19 protein-coding genes and 1 tRNA gene are annotated in these 18,180 nt (G+C 67.0%); 9 read left to right on the forward strand and 11 right to left on the reverse strand.

Annotated elements, in window-relative coordinates; genetic code table 11:
* Positions 1 to 694 precede the first annotated feature (694 nt).
* From rplA to ABD687_RS07185, 5 genes are all read right to left on the reverse strand, one after another.
* Entirely contained in the window at positions 695 to 1,402 is a 708-nt protein-coding gene (gene rplA / locus ABD687_RS07165; protein WP_217389409.1) for a 50S ribosomal protein L1, read from the reverse strand.
* A 160-nt stretch (positions 1,403 to 1,562) separates the two neighbouring features.
* Positions 1,563 to 1,994, reverse strand: a complete 432-nt coding sequence (gene rplK / locus ABD687_RS07170) for a 50S ribosomal protein L11 (protein ID WP_217389408.1) — start codon at positions 1,992 to 1,994, stop codon at positions 1,563 to 1,565.
* Positions 1,995 to 2,125: 131 nt separating this feature from the next.
* The gene (gene nusG, locus ABD687_RS07175; RefSeq protein ID WP_264270821.1) at positions 2,126 to 2,923 is read right to left on the reverse strand and encodes a transcription termination/antitermination protein NusG; all 798 of its coding nucleotides are present in this window, start codon (positions 2,921 to 2,923) and stop codon (positions 2,126 to 2,128) included.
* Positions 2,924 to 2,980: 57 nt separating this feature from the next.
* On the reverse strand, positions 2,981 to 3,247 hold the full coding sequence (gene secE / locus ABD687_RS07180) for a preprotein translocase subunit SecE (RefSeq protein WP_264270820.1): 267 nt from the start codon (positions 3,245 to 3,247) through the stop codon (positions 2,981 to 2,983).
* 117 nt (positions 3,248 to 3,364) lie between these two features.
* Positions 3,365 to 3,437 (reverse strand) — tRNA-Trp (locus tag ABD687_RS07185).
* Positions 3,438 to 3,609: 172 nt separating this feature from the next.
* On the opposite strand from ABD687_RS07185, the gene ABD687_RS07190 reads away from it, so the two are divergent.
* Entirely contained in the window at positions 3,610 to 4,140 is a 531-nt protein-coding gene (locus ABD687_RS07190) for a hypothetical protein (protein WP_310292415.1), read from the forward strand.
* 201 nt (positions 4,141 to 4,341) lie between these two features.
* Complete coding sequence (locus ABD687_RS07195) at positions 4,342 to 5,541, forward strand: pyridoxal phosphate-dependent aminotransferase (protein ID WP_310292413.1); 1,200 nt, start codon at positions 4,342 to 4,344, stop codon at positions 5,539 to 5,541.
* A gap of 126 nt (positions 5,542 to 5,667) precedes the next feature.
* Here ABD687_RS07195 and ABD687_RS07200 read toward each other — a convergent pair whose 3' ends face one another.
* Together ABD687_RS07200 and ABD687_RS07205 are read right to left on the reverse strand one after the other, a co-directional pair.
* Entirely contained in the window at positions 5,668 to 6,342 is a 675-nt protein-coding gene (locus ABD687_RS07200) for a LuxR C-terminal-related transcriptional regulator (protein ID WP_264270817.1), read from the reverse strand.
* Complete coding sequence (locus tag ABD687_RS07205) at positions 6,335 to 7,609, reverse strand: ATP-binding protein (RefSeq protein ID WP_310292411.1); 1,275 nt, start codon at positions 7,607 to 7,609, stop codon at positions 6,335 to 6,337. The genes ABD687_RS07200 and ABD687_RS07205 overlap by 8 nt, the downstream gene beginning before the upstream one ends.
* Positions 7,610 to 7,735: 126 nt before the next feature.
* Here ABD687_RS07205 and ABD687_RS07210 point away from each other — a divergent pair, with 126 nt between their 5' ends.
* From ABD687_RS07210 to ABD687_RS07230, 5 genes are all read left to right on the forward strand, one after another.
* A complete protein-coding gene (locus ABD687_RS07210) occupies positions 7,736 to 9,130 on the forward strand; it encodes a PspC domain-containing protein (protein ID WP_310292409.1) in 1,395 nt (464 codons plus the stop codon).
* Positions 9,127 to 9,354: a hypothetical protein gene (locus tag ABD687_RS07215; protein WP_264270814.1), complete on the forward strand. Its 228-nt coding sequence runs from the start codon at positions 9,127 to 9,129 to the stop codon at positions 9,352 to 9,354. Before ABD687_RS07210 ends, ABD687_RS07215 begins: the two co-directional genes overlap by 4 nt.
* 69 nt (positions 9,355 to 9,423) lie before the next feature.
* On the forward strand, positions 9,424 to 9,669 hold the full coding sequence (locus ABD687_RS07220; protein WP_310292406.1) for a PspC domain-containing protein: 246 nt from the start codon (positions 9,424 to 9,426) through the stop codon (positions 9,667 to 9,669).
* Between the two features lie 238 nt (positions 9,670 to 9,907).
* A complete protein-coding gene (locus tag ABD687_RS07225) occupies positions 9,908 to 10,936 on the forward strand; it encodes a 6-phosphofructokinase (RefSeq protein WP_302266429.1) in 1,029 nt (342 codons plus the stop codon).
* Between the two features lie 94 nt (positions 10,937 to 11,030).
* Complete coding sequence (locus ABD687_RS07230) at positions 11,031 to 11,759, forward strand: GNAT family N-acetyltransferase (protein WP_264270812.1); 729 nt, start codon at positions 11,031 to 11,033, stop codon at positions 11,757 to 11,759.
* Positions 11,760 to 12,007: 248 nt separating this feature from the next.
* Here the strand turns inward: ABD687_RS07230 and ABD687_RS07235 are convergent, their stop codons facing one another.
* The 4 genes from ABD687_RS07235 to ABD687_RS07250 form a co-directional block, all read right to left on the reverse strand.
* Positions 12,008 to 13,453 (reverse strand): bifunctional metallophosphatase/5'-nucleotidase, encoded by a 1,446-nt coding sequence (locus ABD687_RS07235; RefSeq protein ID WP_310292404.1) that lies wholly within the window; start codon positions 13,451 to 13,453, stop codon positions 12,008 to 12,010.
* A 180-nt stretch (positions 13,454 to 13,633) separates the two neighbouring features.
* Positions 13,634 to 14,713, reverse strand: coding sequence for a CAF17-like 4Fe-4S cluster assembly/insertion protein YgfZ (gene ygfZ, locus ABD687_RS07240; protein WP_310292402.1), 1,080 nt, complete (start codon positions 14,711 to 14,713; stop codon positions 13,634 to 13,636).
* The gene (locus ABD687_RS07245) at positions 14,710 to 15,309 is read right to left on the reverse strand and encodes a heme-binding beta-barrel domain-containing protein (protein WP_264270809.1); all 600 of its coding nucleotides are present in this window, start codon (positions 15,307 to 15,309) and stop codon (positions 14,710 to 14,712) included. The genes ygfZ and ABD687_RS07245 overlap by 4 nt, the downstream gene beginning before the upstream one ends.
* Positions 15,310 to 15,535: 226 nt before the next feature.
* Positions 15,536 to 16,273 carry a hypothetical protein gene (locus tag ABD687_RS07250; protein ID WP_310292399.1) on the reverse strand — a complete coding sequence of 246 codons (738 nt, stop codon included), beginning with the start codon at positions 16,271 to 16,273 and terminating at the stop codon, positions 15,536 to 15,538.
* Between the two features lie 200 nt (positions 16,274 to 16,473).
* Between ABD687_RS07250 and ABD687_RS07255 the strand changes: the two genes are divergently transcribed.
* Positions 16,474 to 17,172: a winged helix-turn-helix transcriptional regulator gene (locus tag ABD687_RS07255; protein WP_264270807.1), complete on the forward strand. Its 699-nt coding sequence runs from the start codon at positions 16,474 to 16,476 to the stop codon at positions 17,170 to 17,172.
* Between the two features lie 25 nt (positions 17,173 to 17,197).
* Positions 17,198 to 18,175, forward strand: a complete 978-nt coding sequence (gene mshD, locus ABD687_RS07260; protein ID WP_310292397.1) for a mycothiol synthase — start codon at positions 17,198 to 17,200, stop codon at positions 18,173 to 18,175.
* Positions 18,176 to 18,180 lie beyond the last annotated feature (5 nt).

Below are 18,180 nucleotides of genomic sequence, written 5' to 3' on the forward strand. Positions count from 1 at the left end.
CAGGCCCCTCGGGTTCCGCAACTTGGGGGATAGCGGAAGGGAGGGGCCCGTCTACGCAGCAATGCAACTTGGGGGAACGCATTGCTGCAGTTACACGCTCGGGCGGGGCTTGGGGTCTCCGCCATAAAGCGTGTGGTGACAGAGTCACCTGGTCACGATCAAATCGCGACGAGTTAACCATAGCAGGAATGTGGCGACCCACAACTCCTATTTTTGGATATTTTCGTGACTTCGGTCAAACCGCCGATAGTTCCCGACGTGCCTGTCGGGTTGCCCCGGAACCGCATCCGCAATCCTGGCGCCGCGCCGCCGGCCATGTGGCAGGACATCGACGCCGCTCACCGGGATCCCCTCTTTGATTCTGGGCATGTCAGGCGACAACGCGTAAAGACGCTCGATCGCCGAGCGGCATGTCGGCAGCCGCGTGCTGTCGCTCGCGCATGAAGTGAAACATGGGGTGCCTTGGCCCTGCACTCGCCGCTGGTCCCGCCGATCACCCGACCCGGTCGCGCGTGCCCGGTTTGTTCGATGCGGGACCTTGATCCGTTCCGGAGCCGCCGCATCGGCGCCGGCGTGAATGGGCACCGGGAATGCGTCGCTCCATCCGTATACAGCCGCCCCGCCGGTTAAACGACCGGACCCGGCACCAGTCCCCCGTTGGGGGCGGTACCGGGTCCGGAACGCAGAGGCGCTATTAGGCCTCGGAAAGCACGCGGGTCACGTTCGCATCGACCGGGACGCCCGGGCCGAAGGAGGTGGCCACGGTGGCCTTGGTGATGTAGCGGCCCTTGGAGGAGGAAGGCTTCAAACGAAGAACCTCGTCCAGTGCTGCTGCGTAGTTCTCTGCAAGCTTCTGCGCATCGAAGGAAACCTTGCCGATGATGAAGTGCAGGTTCGAGTGCTTGTCGACGCGGAAGTCGATCTTGCCACCCTTGATCTCGTTGACGGCCTTGGCGACATCCATGGTCACGGTACCGGTCTTCGGGTTCGGCATCAGGTTACGGGGACCCAGAACCTTACCCAAACGGCCAACCTTACCCATGAGGTCAGGGGTTGCAACCGCTGCGTCGAAGTCGGTCCAGCCGCCGGCGATCTTGGCGATCAGGTCGTCCGAGCCAACGAAGTCGGCGCCGGCTGCGATTGCAGCTTCTGCCTTGTCGCCATTGGCGAACACGAGGACGCGGGCGGTCTTGCCGGTGCCGTGGGGAAGGATCACGGTGCCGCGAACCATCTGGTCTGCCTTGCGAGGGTCAACGCCCAAGCGGAAGGCAACCTCAACGGTCTCGTCGGCCTTCGAGAAGGCGATCTCCTTGGCGAGGGCAACTGCCTCGGCCGGAGCGTAGAACTTGTCTTCTTCGATCTTCGCCGCGGCGGCTACGAATGCTTTACTGCGCTTTGCCATCTGCTTTTTCTCCTTATGCAGTCGTGGTCATGTATGGGTCGCGCGCGACCCTGCCACTTGCAATGCGGTGCACCGGGTTCATCCGGCTGGTTCCGCATCGACTTGGTTGTTTTGGGGGTGCGTTCCTGGGTTTCCAGGTCCGCGGGTGTGGAAGGCGGAATTAGCCTTCTACGGTGATGCCCATGGAGCGGGCGGTGCCGGCGATGATCAAGGCAGCAGCCTTGATGTCGTTGGCGTTGAGGTCTTCCATCTTCACGGTGGCGATCTCTTCAACCTGTGCCTGGGTCAGCTTGGCAACCTTGACGGTGTGCGGGGTAGCGGAACCCTTGGGCACGCCTGCAGCCTTCTTGATGAGCTCTGCTGCCGGCGGGGTCTTGGTGATGAAGGTGAAGGAACGGTCTTCGTAGACAGTAATTTCAACCGGAACCACGTTGCCGCGCTGCGACTCGGTGGCGGCGTTGTACGCCTTGCAGAATTCCATGATGTTGACGCCGTGCTGACCAAGCGCCGGGCCGATCGGAGGTGCCGGGTTGGCGGCGCCTGCCTGGATCTGCAGCTTGATGAGTCCGGTGACCTTTTTCTTGGGGGCCATGTCGGGTCCTTCTTCTTTTGCGTTGCCCCGCTGCACAGGAGCGTGCCTCGGGGGGTTGACCGCCGTGGCGCGGCGGCCGAGTCATGCCGTTTCCCGGTAAAGCAAACCGGGAAGGCACGAAGTCTTTAATGTTACTGGATCTTGGTGACCTGGCTGAACGACAGGGTCACCGGGGTCTCGCGCTCGAAGATCGAAACCAGGACGACCAAGGTGGAGGAATCCAGCTTGATCTCGCTGATCGTTGCCGGCAACGTCTCGAACGGGCCGTCGTTGACGATGACCGATTCGCCGACCTCGAAGTCAACGTGGACCTCGGTGATCGGGGCGCGGCCGGGCTTGCTGTGCTCGCCCTCTTCTTCGGTGACGATCGTGTGCTCGAGCATCGAGAAGACTTCCTCGAGACGCAGCGGCACTGGATCGTGGGCGTTGCCGACGAAGCCGGTGACGCCGGGAGTGTGGCGAACCGCACCCCAGGAAGCGTCAGTCAGTTCCATGCGGACCAAGACGTAGCCGGGAATCCGAACGCGACGCACAATTTTGCGCGTGGTGTTCTTGATCTCCACGACCTCTTCCATCGGGACCTGGATTTCATAAATGAATTCCTCCATGCCCAGGGTCTGGATACGGGTCTCGAGGTTCACCTTGACGCGGTTTTCGTAACCGGCGTACGAGTGGATGACGTACCAGTCGCCGGGCTGGCGGCGAAGCTTGGTGCGGAATTCTTCAATGGGATCCACGGCCGGGGTTTCCTCGGCTGCGGAATCCTGCTCGGCATCCTCGGTTGCCTCGACGGCGTCCTCGGAAACCTCGGGAGCCTGCTCGGCGTCCTCGGAAACGACGGAATCGGCCGACACCTGATCGGTATCAGCCTCTACTGCCTGGCCTTCGATGACTTCGGTGGCCTGCGGTTCGAGTTCCTGCTCGGACACTGCGGTTCCTGCTTTCTGTTACTGGTTCACCAGAAATGTGGGGCGAATGGTCCCGTGTTACTGTTCGGGCGAATTGGTGAAGATAAGAATTGATCCATTGCCGAAGACGAAGTCCAGAGCGGAAATGATCAGCATCATGAACACCACAAAGCCGATGACTACCAAGGTGTAGTTGACCAGCTCGCTGCGGGTCGGGGTGACGACCTTCTTCAGTTCGGAAATCATCTGACGGAAGAAGAGGGCCAATCCCGCGAAGAAACCGGCCTTCGACGGCTTCTTATTGTGCCCAGCGCCGTGCGAATCGTTTGCAGTCGTTTCGGTCACCGATTCCTCGTTTCAGATTATCCCACATGAAACAATCACGGTGTGCCGCAGCCATATCGACCACAACACACCGTGACGTGAATATTCGCCGAGCAACCGTAGATGATTGCCACTGCGCAGGGCAGACAGGACTCGAACCTGCAACCTGCGGTTTTGGAGACCGCTGCGCTACCAATTGCGCCACTACCCTTCGAGCATGATGCTCGCGGACCAACAAATCCTTTGCGGACTTGGTGATCCAGATGTTTTCCAACACCGAGGAACAAGTCTACGCAAAGAATGTGCCGATTGTCGAACCGGGAGTTCCGGGTGCCGTTTCGCCCGTCATTTGGCCACCGAATGCGACTGCTAGGTTGGGGTTCATGTTCCCCCTGACACCCCGACGCACCGGCCCCGGCCATGCAAGCGCCCTGGTCCTGCTGGTCTTTGCCGGAGGCTCGGTGCTCGATGCCATCCTGCGCGCCATCTCACGCTATACACCTGCCGCCGGGATTTTGCCGCAGGTTTTGTTGGCTGGCGTCCCGGTGTTGATCGTCATCGGCACCTGGCTGTGCCTGCGCGGACGGAGGGACCTTTCCGCCCACCTGTTGCTGCAATTGCTCTTGGGGATTCTGGTGGGCATCCTCACCATGTGGTCTGCCCTGCCCCTGTCCTGGTACCTCGGCATCGGGCTGGTCTTCTGGTCGATGCGCCTGGGCACGAACCTGCTGATGTGGGTGGGCACCAGTCTGTTGGTCCTGGCCGGCTGGGCGAAGTTCGGGCTGATCGACTTCACCGGGGGTCCTTTTCCTGCCCTTCGCCGCCACTCCTGTGCTCTTCCTGGGGGCGGCTGCCTACTTCCAACTGCACCAGGTACGCCACCAGCAGCAGGAGGAAGAGGACCCCGAGGCTGAACAGGCCAGGGAACTGCTCCTGAACCGCTACGGCCGCGAGCCCGGGCAGTAGCACGCCACCGGCCGGTCGCGGCGGCCGCGAAGCGATGGGGGAACTTCACACTACGGCGGCGTGTCAACAAATAATCGTTCTCCCACTCCCGCGCCGACTAGGCTTGGATCATACGTTCACCCACACCTCCCTTTCCAGGAAGCGACGACATGGCACGCATTTCCCGACGTATCGGGTCCATCGCAGAATCCGCCACTCTGGCCGTAGACGGCAAGGCCAAGGCCCTGAAGGCGGCGGGGCGTCCCGTCATCGGCTTTGGCGCCGGCGAGCCGGACTTCCCCACCCCCGACTACATCGTTGAGGCTGCGGTTGCCGCTGCCCGCAACCCCAAGTACCACCGCTACTCCCCCGCGGCCGGCTTGCCGGAGCTGCGCACGGCCATCGCCGAGAAGACCATGCGCGATTCGGGCTACAGCCTCGACGCCGCCCAGGTCATGGTCACCAACGGCGGCAAGCAAGCCGTCTACAACGCGTTTGCCACCCTGCTGGATCCGGGAGACGAAGTCATCGTCCCGGCCCCGTACTGGACCACCTACCCGGAGGCCATCCGGCTGGCCGGCGGCGTGCCGGTGGAGGTCTTTGCCGGCCCCGAGCAGGGCTACAAGGTCACCATCGACCAGCTTGAGGCAGCGCTCACCGAAAAGACCAAGGTGCTGCTCTTCGTCTCCCCGTCGAACCCGACCGGTGCCGTGTACTCCCCCGAACAGGTTGCCGAGATCGGTCGCTGGGCCGCGTCGAAGGACCTCTGGGTCATCACCGACGAGATCTACGAACACCTCACCTACGATGACGCGGTCTTCACCTCGATCGCCACCGCCGCCCCGGAACTCGGTGACAAGGTCATCATCCTCAACGGCGTCGCCAAGACCTACGCCATGACCGGCTGGCGCGTGGGATGGATGGCCGGCCCGCTGGACGTCATCAAGGCAGCCACCAACCTGCAGTCGCACGCGACCTCCAATGTCTCGAACGTCTCGCAGATCGCCGCCCTGGCAGCGGTCTCCGGCCCACTGGACGCGGTGGCCGAAATGCGCACCGCCTTCGACCGCCGCCGCAAGGCCATGGTCGCGGCCCTCAACGCCATCGACGGCGTGAACTGCCCCGTCCCCGAGGGCGCGTTCTACGCTTACTCGGATGTGCGCGGGCTGCTGGGCCGCGAAATCCGCGGTGTCGTGCCCAACACCAGTGCCGAGCTTGCTGCGCTGATCCTGGAACAGGTGGAAGTGGCGGTGGTTCCGGGCGAGGCGTTCGGCCCCTCGGGCTACATCCGCATGTCCTACGCGCTGGGCGATGAAGACCTGGCCGAGGGCGTGGGCCGCCTGGCCACCCTGCTCGGCGAGGCCAAGTAGCCAAGCCACGTAGCCACGCCGGGGGTTTCCGGCAGGAAATTCCAAGGCCGTCGGCCGGATCCGCAGTGCGGGCCCGGTCGACGGCTTTTTGACTGCCCGCTCGAGGCGCCCTGCAGGTGCGCGGCCCTAGAGGATCCGGCGGTCCACGGCCCAGCGGGTGAGTTCGTGACGGTTGGAGAGCTGGAGCTTGCGCAGCACCGAGGAGACGTGGGTTTCCACGGTCTTGACCGAGATGAACAGGTCCTTGGCGACCTCCTTGTAGCTGTAGCCGCGCGCGATCAGGCGCATGACCTCCAGTTCGCGGGCGCTGAGCAGGTCCAGCTCCTCGTCGGCGCTGATCGCGGCCTGGGTGCCGAAGGCATCGAGCACGAACCCTGCAAGCCGCGGGGAAAAGACGGCGTCCCCGCCGGCAACGCGCAGCACGGCATCGGAGATCTCGGCCCCGGAGATCGACTTGGTGACGTAGCCGCGTGCCCCGGCACGGATCACCGTGACCACGTCTTCCGCGGAGTCCGAGACGCTCAGGGCCAGGAACTTCACGTGCGGGAAGACGTCCACGCAGCCGGCCAGCACCTCCGCGCCGCCGCCCCCGCGCCCGCCGGGCAGGTGCACGTCGAGCAGCACGACGGCCGGCATTTCCCGATGCACCACGGCGATGGCGTCCTCCACCGTGGCTGCCTCCCCGACCACCCTCAGGCGGGCGTCCAGGTCCGCCTTGAGCCCGGAACGGAAGATCCCGTGGTCATCGACCACCACCACGCTCACCGGCGTGCGTGCGGTCTGGGTGGTCGGTTCAGTCATTGTCTTCTCCGTCTTGTGCGTCCATGGTCAGGTGCACCTCGGTGCCCCCTGCATTGCTCTTGATGTCTGCGTGCCCGCCGTTGCGTTCCATGCGCCCGATGATCGATTCGCGCACCCCGTGCCTGTCCGCCGAGACCGTGGCGGGGTCGAAGCCCGGGCCGCGGTCGCGCACGAACACCTCGATGCGCTTCGGCCCCGCCTCCACGTACACGGAGATGGTGCCCCCTGCATGCTTGGCTGCGTTGGCCATGGCCTCCCGGGTGGCCTGGAGCAGCGCATCGTGCCCCGGTGCCCCGGTGTGCTCCCCGACGTCGACCATGTTGATGGACACCAGGTAGAGTTCCTCGATTTCCCCGGCGGCGGCCCGGATCGCGGCGGCGATGCCGTCCTCGCTGCGTTCGTGCTCGTCGTAGAGCCAGGAGCGCAGTTCGCGTTCCTGCGCGCGGGCCAGGGTCAGCACCTTCGCGGGGTCCTCGGCGCGCTTCTGGATCAGGGCGAGGGTCTGGAGCACCGAGTCGTGCAGGTGCGCGGCGATGTCGGCGCGTTCGGCCGCCCGCACCCGGTTGGCGCGCTCGGAGACGAAGTCGCGCCAGAAGCGCAGCCCCCAGGGCAGCAACACCAGCAACAGGCCGGCGATGACGGCAACCGCCACCGCGAGCCCGGAGAGCAGGGAACCGATGCCGACGGCCCCGCTGAAGAGCAACAGCACCCCGGCGACCACCAACCCGACGCCCACCAGCAGCCGGGTGAGCCCCGCCGCGCCCAGGGCCCCGGTGCTCTTGCGCAACCCGGCACGCCCGCCCTCGTCCAGCTGCATCCAGGCCAGCACGGCGCCGGCGATGACCACCAGCACCGGCCAGAGCAGGTCCCAGCGGATCGAGACACCGAGGAACTGGGCCACTCCGAGCGCCGCCACCACCAGCAGCGCGATCCCGATGAGGACCTGGCGCAGGGAGGCCTGGCGCGCGGCCCCCAGCGGGTCCGCTGTCTCCGCCGCGCCGGTGTCGGTGAGTACCTCGGCCAGGGAAAAGCGCCGGGTTCCGGTGCCGCGGGCGGCATCGCGCTGCGCATCCCGTGCGCTCGGCACGAAGATCCACAGCCAGGCGTAGAGCACGATTCCCGCGCCCGCGAGCATGGCTGCCAGCACGAAGCCGATGCGCACCCAGGAGGCCTTCAGGCCCAGGTGGGCGGCAACCCCGGAACACACCCCTGCGATGATGCGGGTCTCCCCGCGCAGCAGCGCGGGACGGAGAGGTGTTTGGCTCATATGTCCATCCAAGCACGCCCGCGGGCCGGTTGGGGCCCGCAGGCGCCTTTCCCGGGGTTGGCCTCAGGGTTCAATCAGGGGCGACCCCCATAGCGGCGGCACCCCGGCAGGCACGAGGATTGAAGCATGAGAGAAGCATCAATGGAACACGGGTTTTTCCGCTGGGTAAGGGAACTGGGACTGCAACGCGGCGAGGACCACTGGGTCGGCGGCGTCTGCGCCGGGGTCGCCCAGCGCTTTGGCATCTCCCCCGTCCTGGTGCGCGGCATCATGGTGGCGCTGTGCTTCGTCGCAGGGCTGGGGCTGCTGGTCTACGGAGTCGGCTGGGCGCTGATGCCCGGAACCGACGGCAGGATCCACGTGCAGGAGGCCATCGCGGGACGCTGGAGCAGCGGGATGAGCGGGGCGCTGCTCTTCTTCATCGCCGGCGCCGTCAGCTCCCCGGCACTCTTCGGCTGGTGGGACGGCGGCTTCTGGACGCTGCTGGTGATCGTGGGCATCGGCTTCCTGGTCTTTTCCCGACGAGAAAGCTTCGCCGGGGGCACGCCACAGCCCGGGACCCCTGCATCATCCGGGCCCACCGACGGCCGATCCGCCGCAGGCCCGGGCACCGAGCCCGGGAATGTCGCCCAGCCCGGCGTTTCCGCCGAGCCCGGCGGCGCGGACGGATCCGGCGCATCCGGCGCGTCCGCCAACGACCCCACGGATCCCGCCGGGAGCGCCGGCGGGGCACCGACCACGCCGCTGCCCGGCACCATGCGGGAATACGGACCATTCACCCAGGAGCACACCATGAAAATGCCATCACCCCAGGCTGCCTCCCCGGGGCCAGCCGGATTCGGGCCCCCGCCTCCGGCCCCGCTGCCACCCCACGTGCCCAAGGTCCCCAAGCCGCCACGCCACAAGGCGCTGCCCGGCTATGCGGCAACCATCGTACTGGGACTCGCGGTGTTGCTCTTCGCGCTGGTCACCGGCTTGTCCCACCTGGGCATGCTCGAGTTGCCGGCCGACGCCGTCGCGGTGGGCTTCGCCATCGCGCTGATCGTCATCGCCCTGGGCTTGATCGGGGCGGCGCTGAACCAGCGCACCGGCGGGGCACTGGTGGGCTTCGGCATCGTCGCACTGGTCTTGTCCCTGTTCTGGGGCGGCGGATCGCTGCGTGATTCGGGGCCGATGAACGGCTTCATGGGCATCACCACCACCGAGGGCAACGGCACCACCAACGTGTTCAATTCCGGGGAGCTGGACCTGCGCTCCTACTCGACCATCACCTCCGACACCACCGTGAAACTGGACAACGTCTTCTCCTCGATGGAGCTGACGGTCCCGGACAACATCCCGGTGGTCATCGATTCCCAGGGGGCCTTCGGCTCGCTGAGCATCAACGGCAGCACCGCCGAAATCCGCGACGGCTCCACCGTGCTCAACGAGGGCCTCGGCGGCCCTGAGCTTCGCCTGGACATCGACGGGGCATTCAGCAGCATCGAAATCAACGTAGCGAAAGCGGAGGTGGCACCATGAGCCAGCACACCGAACAACAGCACGGCAGCGGCGAACCCGCCGCGCAATTTCCCACCGGGACCCTGGTCTTCGGCCTGATCCTGCTGGCCATCGGCATTGCCTTGCTGGCCGGCCTGCTGCTGAACTTCCAGATCAGCGCGCCGTTGCTCTTCATTTCCCTGGTGGGAGGCGCCGGTCTGATCCTGATCGTCGCCGGGATCCTGGCCGCCCGCCGCACCCGCTGATCCACCCCGATTCACCGCACCCACGTTTCACAGCCAATTTCCGGCTCCGGCATGAAAGACTTTGACACCATGGACACCTTTTTCAATTCCCTTCGCTCGATCCCCTTCCGCCGCGGCCCCAAGCGCCTGGTCGCAGGCGTCGCCGGCGGCATTTCCGAGAAGTTCGGCTGGGATGTCACCCTGGTGCGCATCGGGTTGCTGCTCAGCTTCCTGCTGCCGGTCCTGGGCATCGGCGCCTACCTCGTGGCCTGGCTGCTGCTTCCGGCGCAGGACGATTCGATCGTGCTGCAGAAGCTGGTCCGCCAGGTCCGCTAGCGGGGATCGCTTCCCGCCGCCGCCGACGCCCGCCGCCCCCCTTACCTGGGCCGGCGGGCGTCGGCGTGTGCGCAGGTGTGGGCGCGCGTAGCACTTTGCCCACCGTGTTGGCGATCACAAGTGTCCCGTGGCTAGACTGGTTGTTGGCGAGCTCAACGTCGCGCTCCGGAAGCCAGGAAACACCCCCGTCCCGCACTGCGCGGCCGCGGTGGTAGAGCAGCGAAGGAATTGAGTGAGCATGCGCATCGGGATCATGACCAGCGGCGGGGACTGCCCCGGATTGAACGCCGTCATCCGCGGAGCCGTCCTGAACGGCATCAAGAGCTACGACCACGAGTTCGTGGGCTTCCGCGACGGCTGGAGCGGGGTCAAGGACGGCGATGTCGTCGAACTCCCCCGCACCGCGGTCCGCGGCATCTCCAAGCAGGGCGGCACCATCCTGGGCACCTCGCGCACCAATGCCTTCGAGGGCGAAAACGGCGGGGCGGCGAACATCAAGGCCACCCTCGAACGCCTCGGCGTGGACGCGCTGATCGCCATCGGCGGCGAGGGCACCCTGGCCGGGGCCAAGCGGCTCACCGACGCCGGGCTGAAGATCGTGGGGGTGCCCAAGACCATCGACAACGACCTGGACGCCACCGACTACACCTTCGGCTTCGACACCGCCAACCAGATCGCCGTGGAAGCCATCGACAGGCTGCGCACCACCGGCGAATCCCACCACCGCTGCATGATCGCCGAGGTCATGGGCCGGCACGTGGGCTGGCTGGCGATGCATGCGGGCATGGCCACCGGCGCTCACGCCATCCTGATCCCCGAGCAGTCAACCACCATGGAACAGATCTACACCTGGGTGCGCGAGGCGCACGAGCGCGGGCGCGCCCCGCTGGTGGTCGTGGCCGAGGGCTTTGTGCCCGAGGGCGCCGACGGGGCGTTCTCCGAGCGCGGGCTGGACGCCTTCGGCCGCCCGCGCCTGGGCGGCATCGGCGAACAGCTGGCACCCTTCATCGAGGACGCCACCGGCATCGAGACCCGCGCCACGGTGCTCGGGCACATCCAGCGCGGCGGGGTGCCCAGCGCCTTTGATCGGGTGCTGGCCACGCGGCTGGGCATGGCGGCGGTGGATTCGGTGGCCGACGAGGCCTGGGGGTCGATGGTCGCCCTGCGCGGCACCAAGATCAACCGGGTGCCGTTCCAGGCAGCGCTGAACAACCTCAAGCGGGTCCCGCAGGACCGCTACGACGAGGCGCGGATCCTCTTCGGCTGATCCGCTGCGCCACGCCTTGGCCTGCCCGCCTCACACCGGGGACTTGTGCCGCCGAACGCCATTGGCTGCCCGCTCCTGCATTAGGCTCGAACACGTGAATCTTGAATTTGGCACCCGTGCCATCATCGCGCTGTCCTGGGCCCGCGAGTTTTCCGTGCCCGACTCCGCCCTGCAACCCGACCGTGCACCGGTGTCCCTGTTCGTCCCCTCCATCGGCACCGACCGCGTCGAGGTGCTGCACCTGGGCGACCACCAGGTGGTGCGCGCCCCGGAGCAATTCCTGCCGCTGCTGCGCGGGGCCGCCGACCAGCACTTCGTCGATGACCGGGGGCTGCTGGGGCTGCTGCATGCCTCCGGCCTGGCCCCGTCGATCCGCTCGCTGGGCGTCGATGCGCTGACGTACCTCGATTCGCCCTTCGACATCGTGGATTCGGAGAACATCACCGTTTCCACCGACGTGGAGGACCTGGCGGAGCTGCGCGAAGGCACCCCGCGCGACGACGCCGCGAGCACCGAGCTCGGCGGCTGGGACCAGTGCTTCGTGCTGTTCTCCGACACGCGCTCCGAGCCCGTTGCCGGTGCCGGCTATTGGGCACCGGGCGGGCTGCTGGCCGACACCACGGTGCTCACGCACCCGCACTTGCGCGGCCACGGACTGGGCCGCTACGCCGCGGCGCTGGCGGTGGACGACGCCTTGAGCGAGGGATTGATTCCGCAGGCGCGCATCAAGGAGGGGCAGGACGCCGCCAACGCCCTGGCCACCTCGCTGGGATTCGAACTGGTCGGTTCCCTGATGTCGCTGAAACTGCACGACGGGGCCTGAGGCCATATCCGCCGGCTCAGGCACGAATGAGGTGGCCGGGATTTCCCCCACACGAACCCTGGCCCCCGGGACATTCCGGCGTTGGGCTACGGGAGAACGGTTGCCCTCGGGATGTCGTTCGGCGTCACGGTGCCAAGCTTCTGAACATACGCCCTCAGCGCGCTGACATCCGCGGTGCCCTCGTCCGCCGACACCGCGATCGGGGCGTTCAGGAAGGCCGTCACTCCGTCACCGCCGTTCGTTGCCACTTAGTTGGTGATGGCCAAGGAGTAGGTGGCGCCCGGATCCAGAGGTGTCGCGTCCTGAAGGAGAACCTCACCAATGCGCTGGCCGGCCGGGGCCGATTCGGAGTAGGTGTAGGTGAAGCCCGAAACCCGTGGGAAGCCCCCGTAGCCGCCGGGACTGGAGTCGGCGCCCTGGTTCAGGCCCTCGATCAGCTGTTGACCGGTGACCTCGACGAGCATCGCCCGGTTGCCGAAGGGAAAAACGGCGTGCAGGTCGCGCAGCGAGAGATCGCCGCCGTCGATCTCGGCGCGGATGCCGCCGCCGTTCGCCCAGCCGAGGTCGGCCTGGTAGTAGTCGCGGAAGGCATCGGCGGCCAGCTCGCCGGCGGCACGGCGGCCAAAGTCGCCTCTCGCCGTCCCGATCCTTGCGTCGAGACGCTCTTCCATGTCGTGCTCGTAGGAGGCGGCCTTGGCCGCCCACGACGGCTGCTCGGCCACCGATTCGTCGACGTCGTGCAGGACGGCGCCCGTGCTGATGTTGCCGCAGAGATCCTTGGCGATGTCGATCTCGGCGACCACGCCGTAGTCGCCCATGCCCGTGACCATCAGGCGCTCGTCTCCCAGCTCGAGCGCCTCGGCCGGGGACGAGCCGCTGTTCTCCTCACGCATGAGAACCTGGATTTCGGGGACCTGGGCCATGAGCTCGAGCCCTTCGGCCCGGTCGATCTGGCCCGAGACGACGATGACGTCGACGTCCTGCTCCTGCAGCAGTTTCACTCCGGCCCGGGTGGACTCGAGGTAGGGCCGCTGGTTGAGCTCGGCATTGGCGGAGCTGTTCTGCAGCGATCCGGTGAGGCCGATGACCCCGACGCTCAGCTCGCCGGCTTCCACGCTTCCGGCCACGGCGCCGGGCAGGAACCCGCTGCCGTCCTTGTAGACGAGATTCGAGGCAATCCACGGGAATTCCGAGGCCGCCACGAGGTCAAGCGCGGCCTGGAGCCCGAAGTCGAAGTCATGCTGGCCGAAGGTGGCAGCGTCCACGCCAAGGTCGTTGAACGCCTCCACAAACGGGAACCCCTTGTAGACGCCGCCGAACAGGCTGCCGCCGGCCATGTCGCCGCCGAAGATCGTCGCCGGGTTCGCGTTGGCGGCCTCGATGCGGTCCAGAACCGTGGCAAGGCGGCCAATGCCTCCACGGTGGCCGTCGGCGTGCTCACGCGGGCTGTACTCATGGGCGTCCTGGAAGTAGGCCAGGGTGCCTTCCTCCGACGGGACAGGCGGTTGGCCCGGTGCGTGGCACCGCCCGGCGCCCGTGCCCTGCCCCTTTCCGGGGGACGCGGTTTTTGCGCCGTCCTGCGCGCCGGCGTGTGTTTCCGTAGGGGCAGCAAGGGCAGCGGGAGTGAAGGAAAGGGACAGCGCGCCGGCCGCGGCGGCGAGGGCGAGAACGCGCCCGAATGTGAAAGAAGGCATGCGGGCGACGGTACGAGGTCCACGTGAACGGTTGGAAAGCGCAGCATGAACGCCCGAGGACTGCCCCGCAGACTTGCCTGCCCACGATCTTAAGGACCGCACCGGGCTTTGGTGCATGCTCATCCATGCAAAACGCCCGGCCGATTCCCCGGCCGGGCGTCCTGCATCACGGAGTGTTTTCTAGCGCGGCGGGCGGATGAACCCGGTGAAGCGGCCGGCGATCTGCCCGGCCTCGGGGGTCACGATGACTTCCTGCTTGGCCGCATAGCGCTCCTCGCCGTCAACGACCTCCAGCTCGAGTTCGGTGTCGATGTTGCGCTTGATCAGCGCCAACCCGACGGGCCCTGCCTCGAAGTGCGTGGCCACCGAGGTCAGCGAGCCGACGACCTTCTCCCCCACCATCACCGGGGAACCCACGGCCGGCAGCGTGTGCATCGAGCCGTCCAGCTGCAGGAACACCAGGCGGCGCGGCGGGCGCCCGACGTTGTGCACGCGGGCCACGGTTTCCTGGCCCTTGTAGCAGCCCTTGTCCAGGTGCACGGCGGTGCGGATCAGGTCCAGCTCGTGCGGGATGGCCTTCTCATCGGTCTCGAAGCCGAAGCGCGGGCGCCAGGCGGCGATGCGCAGCGCCTCCACCGCGAGCATCCCGGCCAGCGGGAGACCGGCCACGGCCGTCTCGAGTTCGCCGGCGGGCACCAGGTAGAGGTACCAGGGGCGCTCGTTCCCCGGGTGTTCGGGCCCCGAATAGGCGTAGCCTCCGGTGGTGACGCCGGGCCACGGGTCGACCCAGACCGGGTACTTCGCCAAGGCCGGCTGCGCTGCGCAGGCACCCACGACGGCATATTCCGCAGAGACGTCGGTGATTTCCACGCGCAGCATGAAGCGCATGCGCGTCAGGAACGCGGCCAGCGGCTCGGCCTGGCCGGGCTCGACGACCAGCCAGAGCTTGTCGGCGTCGGCGAGCACGCGGATGTCGAACTCGATGCGGCCCTGCACCGTGAGCAGCAGCGTCTGGGTGCTTTGGCCCTCGCGAAGCCCGGTCAGGGACTGGCTGGAGAGGGTGTTAAGCCAGGAGAGGCGGTCCTCGCCGGACAGCGTCACCACCCCGAAGTGGGACAGGTCGGCCACCGCGGTGCCGGCGAGCAGCTTCTGCTGCTCCTTGTTCAGCTCCCCGTAGTGGGCGGCGACGCCCTCATCGATCCCGGACGCGGCGACGGCGCCGGGTCGTGTCAACAACGGCGAAAGCGCCATGGTGGTCATCCCTGTTTCTTGAGGGCGGCCGAGGCGTGTGCCTTGAGGTCGTTGCCGCCGGTGGATACATCCCAGCGCCAGAACAGGTCCCCGTTGACCAGCCCGTAGATCCGGGTGGCCGAGGCGTAGTCCTTGGCGTTGGTTCCGCGCATCACCAGGTCGGTGGCCAGCTGGATTTGCGGGCCCTTGATGACGCCGTAATACAGTTCACAGATCGCCCCGGGGTGCGCGATGTCGACCTGGATCTTGAACCCGCCCTCGTCGGTGCGCAAGTCTTCAACGTCTTGGGCCGAACGCAGGGCGGGAACAACATCGCCGGGGGTCATTCCGGGTCCGAGGTCGGCGTCCACCATGGGACGCTCCAGGGACCAGAATCCCGATTCAACGGTGAGCGGACGCAACGTGTTGCCCTGCTCGTCGGTGATCCAGGATTCCGACCTGTATTCCAGGAACGGCAGGCCGTTCTGGTTGAAGCTCACGCGCTGGAAGAAGAATTCGTCGTCCGCCTCGCCGGCGCCCAGGCGGCCGGTGCCTTCCCAGGTCCCGATCAGCCACGACAGCGGCACCAGCTCGGGGGTCAGGTCGGTGGGAATCTCGATTGCCATGCGCGCGCTTCCTAGTGCTGTTTGTTCTTTACTTCTGGCCCTTGAAGAGGCGCGCCACGACGAGTCCGGCGAAGCCGGCCATGCCCAGGCCCGCCAGGGTCAGTAGCGAGAGGAAGAAGATTTCGAGTCCAAGGTATTCGTTCATGCCACCATCCTAACCGGTTCGGCGGGCACCCCGGGCCTTTCATGACATCGGCCGTGGCGGTGGCCCGCCGGCCCCCGGGGGCTAGACCAACAGCAACATGACGTACCAGGTCACCGATCCGCAGACCAGCAACGGGGCCAGTGCGGCGGCGGCCATCTGCGCCGGCCCCTTGGGACCGCCCAGGGAAACGAGCATGGCCCGCGTGCCCACGACGACCAGTCCGCAGGCCGCGCCCAGGACCAGGCCCGGAACCACGCTGAGATCGGGGTGCAGCAGGCTGGCGGCACCGCCGAAGAGCACTGCCAGCACAAAGCCCAGCGGGAAGACGACGCGGTCAGGCAGCCGCGAGACCCCGGGCGCCGCTGCGCCCAGGATGGCGATCCCTGCCATCAGGGCCACGGCACGGCCGTCGGGATCGGTCCCCAGCACCGCCCAGCCGGAGCCGAATGCGGCAATGAGCATGCCGCAGATGCCGGTGGCCACCGATTCCAGTCGCTTCTGCGCGTCGGTGCCGCGCACCAGCTGGGTCACGAACATCAGGATGAGGCCGGCGGCCAGCGACGGTGCCACCCACCCCAGCCCCGGGCCCGGCCGCGCCCAGAGGCCCAGCACCGCCGCCGCCGCGCCGACCAGGAAGATCACCAGGGACACCGGATTCGGCGCTGGCACCTTCATCAGCCGCGGCCAGCCGAGCGCGAACGCGGCCAGCAACGCCAGGGTGACGCCGAGCGCCGGCCAGCCCGTGGCACCGGGCACAAAGTTCGCCCCGACGACCAGTGCAAGGGCAAGTGTTCCTGTGGCCAAAACTTTGAGTCTCACAGGTTACATCCTGCCTTATCCCGCCCTTCACACCCCGTTTGGACGCCGGGCGGCAGTGCGTGTTACAAGCGTCGGAAACGTAATGGAAACGCACGGCAATCTATACTTCATGATGTAAACACCGATGGTTCGGGTCTGGGCGGCATGTGCTGCCCGCGCCGGGAAATCGGCAACCCAAACATGTGGGAGGGATCGCATCGATGGCCGTCATCGCGCTATTGACCAACGCCCCCGGGCCCTCGTCCGACATCCTTCCGTCCCTGGGACTGCTCTCCCACACGCTGCGCGTCATGCCCGCCCAGGGTGCGGCGCTGCTGACCACCGAGGGCGCCGAGGTGGTGCTGGTCGATGGACGCAAGGACCTGGCAGCCTCCCGCACGCTGTGCCAGTTGCTGCGCACCACCGGCATCGCCTGCCCGCTGCTGCTGGTGCTGACCGAGGGCGGAATGGCGGCGATCTCCGCATCCTGGCAGGTCGACGACGTGATCCTTGACACCGCCGGACCCGCCGAGGTCGAGGCACGGCTGCGCCTGGCCATCGCCCGCTCGGCCCCCGACGGGGAAACCGCCGGCGCGCCGATCCGCGCCGCGGGCGTGTTGATCGACGAGGCCAGCTACACCGCCAAGGTCCACGGATCCCCGTTGAACCTGACCTACAAGGAATTCGAGCTGCTCAAGTACCTGGTCCAGCACCCCGGGCGGGTGTTCACCCGCGAGCAGCTGCTGCACGAGGTCTGGGGCTACGACTACTACGGAGGCACCCGGACAGTGGACGTGCACGTGCGCCGGCTGCGCGCCAAGCTGGGCACCGACCACGAACAACTCATCGGCACGGTGCGCAACGTGGGCTACCGTTTCGCCTCGCAACGCCACGAAAACCCCGAGGTCATCGACGCCTAGGCGCCGCTGCGGCTATCTTAGGGATATGAACGCTGCGACGAATCCCGAAGTCACCATCGACATGCTTGCCGGCGCCCCGGACCCGGGCGTGCTCTCCGCGCTGCACCTGCTGGTGGCCGCCGGGGAGGAAGCCGACGGCAACCCGCCGCTGAGCGAACAGACACTCCTCGAATTGCGCAGCGCCCCCGAATCGGCGTCCCTGCTGGGGGCCTACGCCTACCTCCAGGACGGCTCCGACACGTCCTCCAGCGAACTGGTGGGAGCCGCCGTCGCGGTGCTCGGCGATGCCGGCGCGCCGGGGACCCTGGAAATGGTGGTGCACCCCGCGTTCCGCGACTCGGGCATCGCCGGCGCGCTGCTCACGGCCCTGGCCGGCAAGACCGAGCTGGGCAGGCTGCGCGCCTGGGCCCACGGGAACCACGAGGCCGCGGCCAAGCTGGCCGAGCGCTTTGGCTTTATTCCGGTCCGCGAGCTGTGGCGCATGCGCATGGTCACCGGCACCCAGGTGCCGGCCCCGGTGGTCCCGGCCGGCATTTCGATCCGCGCCTTCGACCCGGAGACCGACGCCGAGGGCTGGGTTGCGGCGAATGCAGCTGCCTTCGCGCACCACGCCGAACAGGGTGCGATGACCCGCCACGACCTGGCCGCGCGCATGGAGGAGGACTGGTTCGATCCGGCCGGCTTCCTGCTGGCCGTCGATGCCACCGGCAGGATCCTGGGCTTCCACTGGACCAAGGTGCACCCCGCGGTGTCCTCCCCCACCACCGGGAAGCACCAGGCCATCGGCGAGATCTACGTCGTGGGCGTGATCCCCGAGGCGCAGGGCACCGGCCTGGGCAAGGTGCTCACCCTGGCAGGCATCAACCACCTCAATTCCCTGGGCCTGGATGCGCTGATGCTCTACGTGGATGCCGACAACACGGCTGCCGTCTCGCTCTACCGGAAACTGGGCTTCACCAAGTGGGATGTCGACGTCATGTACGCACCGGTTTCGGTAAGGTAGACAGT

This window comes from Paeniglutamicibacter sulfureus, assembly GCF_039535115.1.
Classification (GTDB): Bacteria; Actinomycetota; Actinomycetes; order Actinomycetales; family Micrococcaceae; genus Paeniglutamicibacter; species Paeniglutamicibacter sulfureus.

Bases quoted from the DNA above. Each gene is read 5' to 3' on its own strand.
- rplA (WP_217389409.1), bottom strand. From the start codon at position 1,402: ATGGCAAAGCGCAGTAAAGCATTCGTAGCCGCCGCGGCGAAGATCGAA.
- ABD687_RS07235 (WP_310292404.1), bottom strand. From the start codon at position 13,453: ATGCCTTCTTTCACATTCGGGCGCGTTCTCGCCCTCGCCGCCGCGGCC.
- ABD687_RS07200 (WP_264270817.1), bottom strand. From the start codon at position 6,342: ATGACTGAACCGACCACCCAGACCGCACGCACGCCGGTGAGCGTGGTG.
- ABD687_RS07190 (WP_310292415.1), top strand. From the start codon at position 3,610: ATGTTCCCCCTGACACCCCGACGCACCGGCCCCGGCCATGCAAGCGCC.
- rplK (WP_217389408.1), bottom strand. From the start codon at position 1,994: ATGGCCCCCAAGAAAAAGGTCACCGGACTCATCAAGCTGCAGATCCAG.
- ABD687_RS07220 (WP_310292406.1), top strand. From the start codon at position 9,424: ATGGACACCTTTTTCAATTCCCTTCGCTCGATCCCCTTCCGCCGCGGC.
- ABD687_RS07210 (WP_310292409.1), top strand. From the start codon at position 7,736: ATGAGAGAAGCATCAATGGAACACGGGTTTTTCCGCTGGGTAAGGGAA.
- ygfZ (WP_310292402.1), bottom strand. From the start codon at position 14,713: ATGACCACCATGGCGCTTTCGCCGTTGTTGACACGACCCGGCGCCGTC.
- mshD (WP_310292397.1), top strand. From the start codon at position 17,198: ATGAACGCTGCGACGAATCCCGAAGTCACCATCGACATGCTTGCCGGC.
- ABD687_RS07195 (WP_310292413.1), top strand. From the start codon at position 4,342: ATGGCACGCATTTCCCGACGTATCGGGTCCATCGCAGAATCCGCCACT.
- ABD687_RS07205 (WP_310292411.1), bottom strand. From the start codon at position 7,609: ATGAGCCAAACACCTCTCCGTCCCGCGCTGCTGCGCGGGGAGACCCGC.
- ABD687_RS07245 (WP_264270809.1), bottom strand. From the start codon at position 15,309: ATGGCAATCGAGATTCCCACCGACCTGACCCCCGAGCTGGTGCCGCTG.
- ABD687_RS07225 (WP_302266429.1), top strand. From the start codon at position 9,908: ATGCGCATCGGGATCATGACCAGCGGCGGGGACTGCCCCGGATTGAAC.
- ABD687_RS07215 (WP_264270814.1), top strand. From the start codon at position 9,127: ATGAGCCAGCACACCGAACAACAGCACGGCAGCGGCGAACCCGCCGCG.
- ABD687_RS07255 (WP_264270807.1), top strand. From the start codon at position 16,474: ATGGCCGTCATCGCGCTATTGACCAACGCCCCCGGGCCCTCGTCCGAC.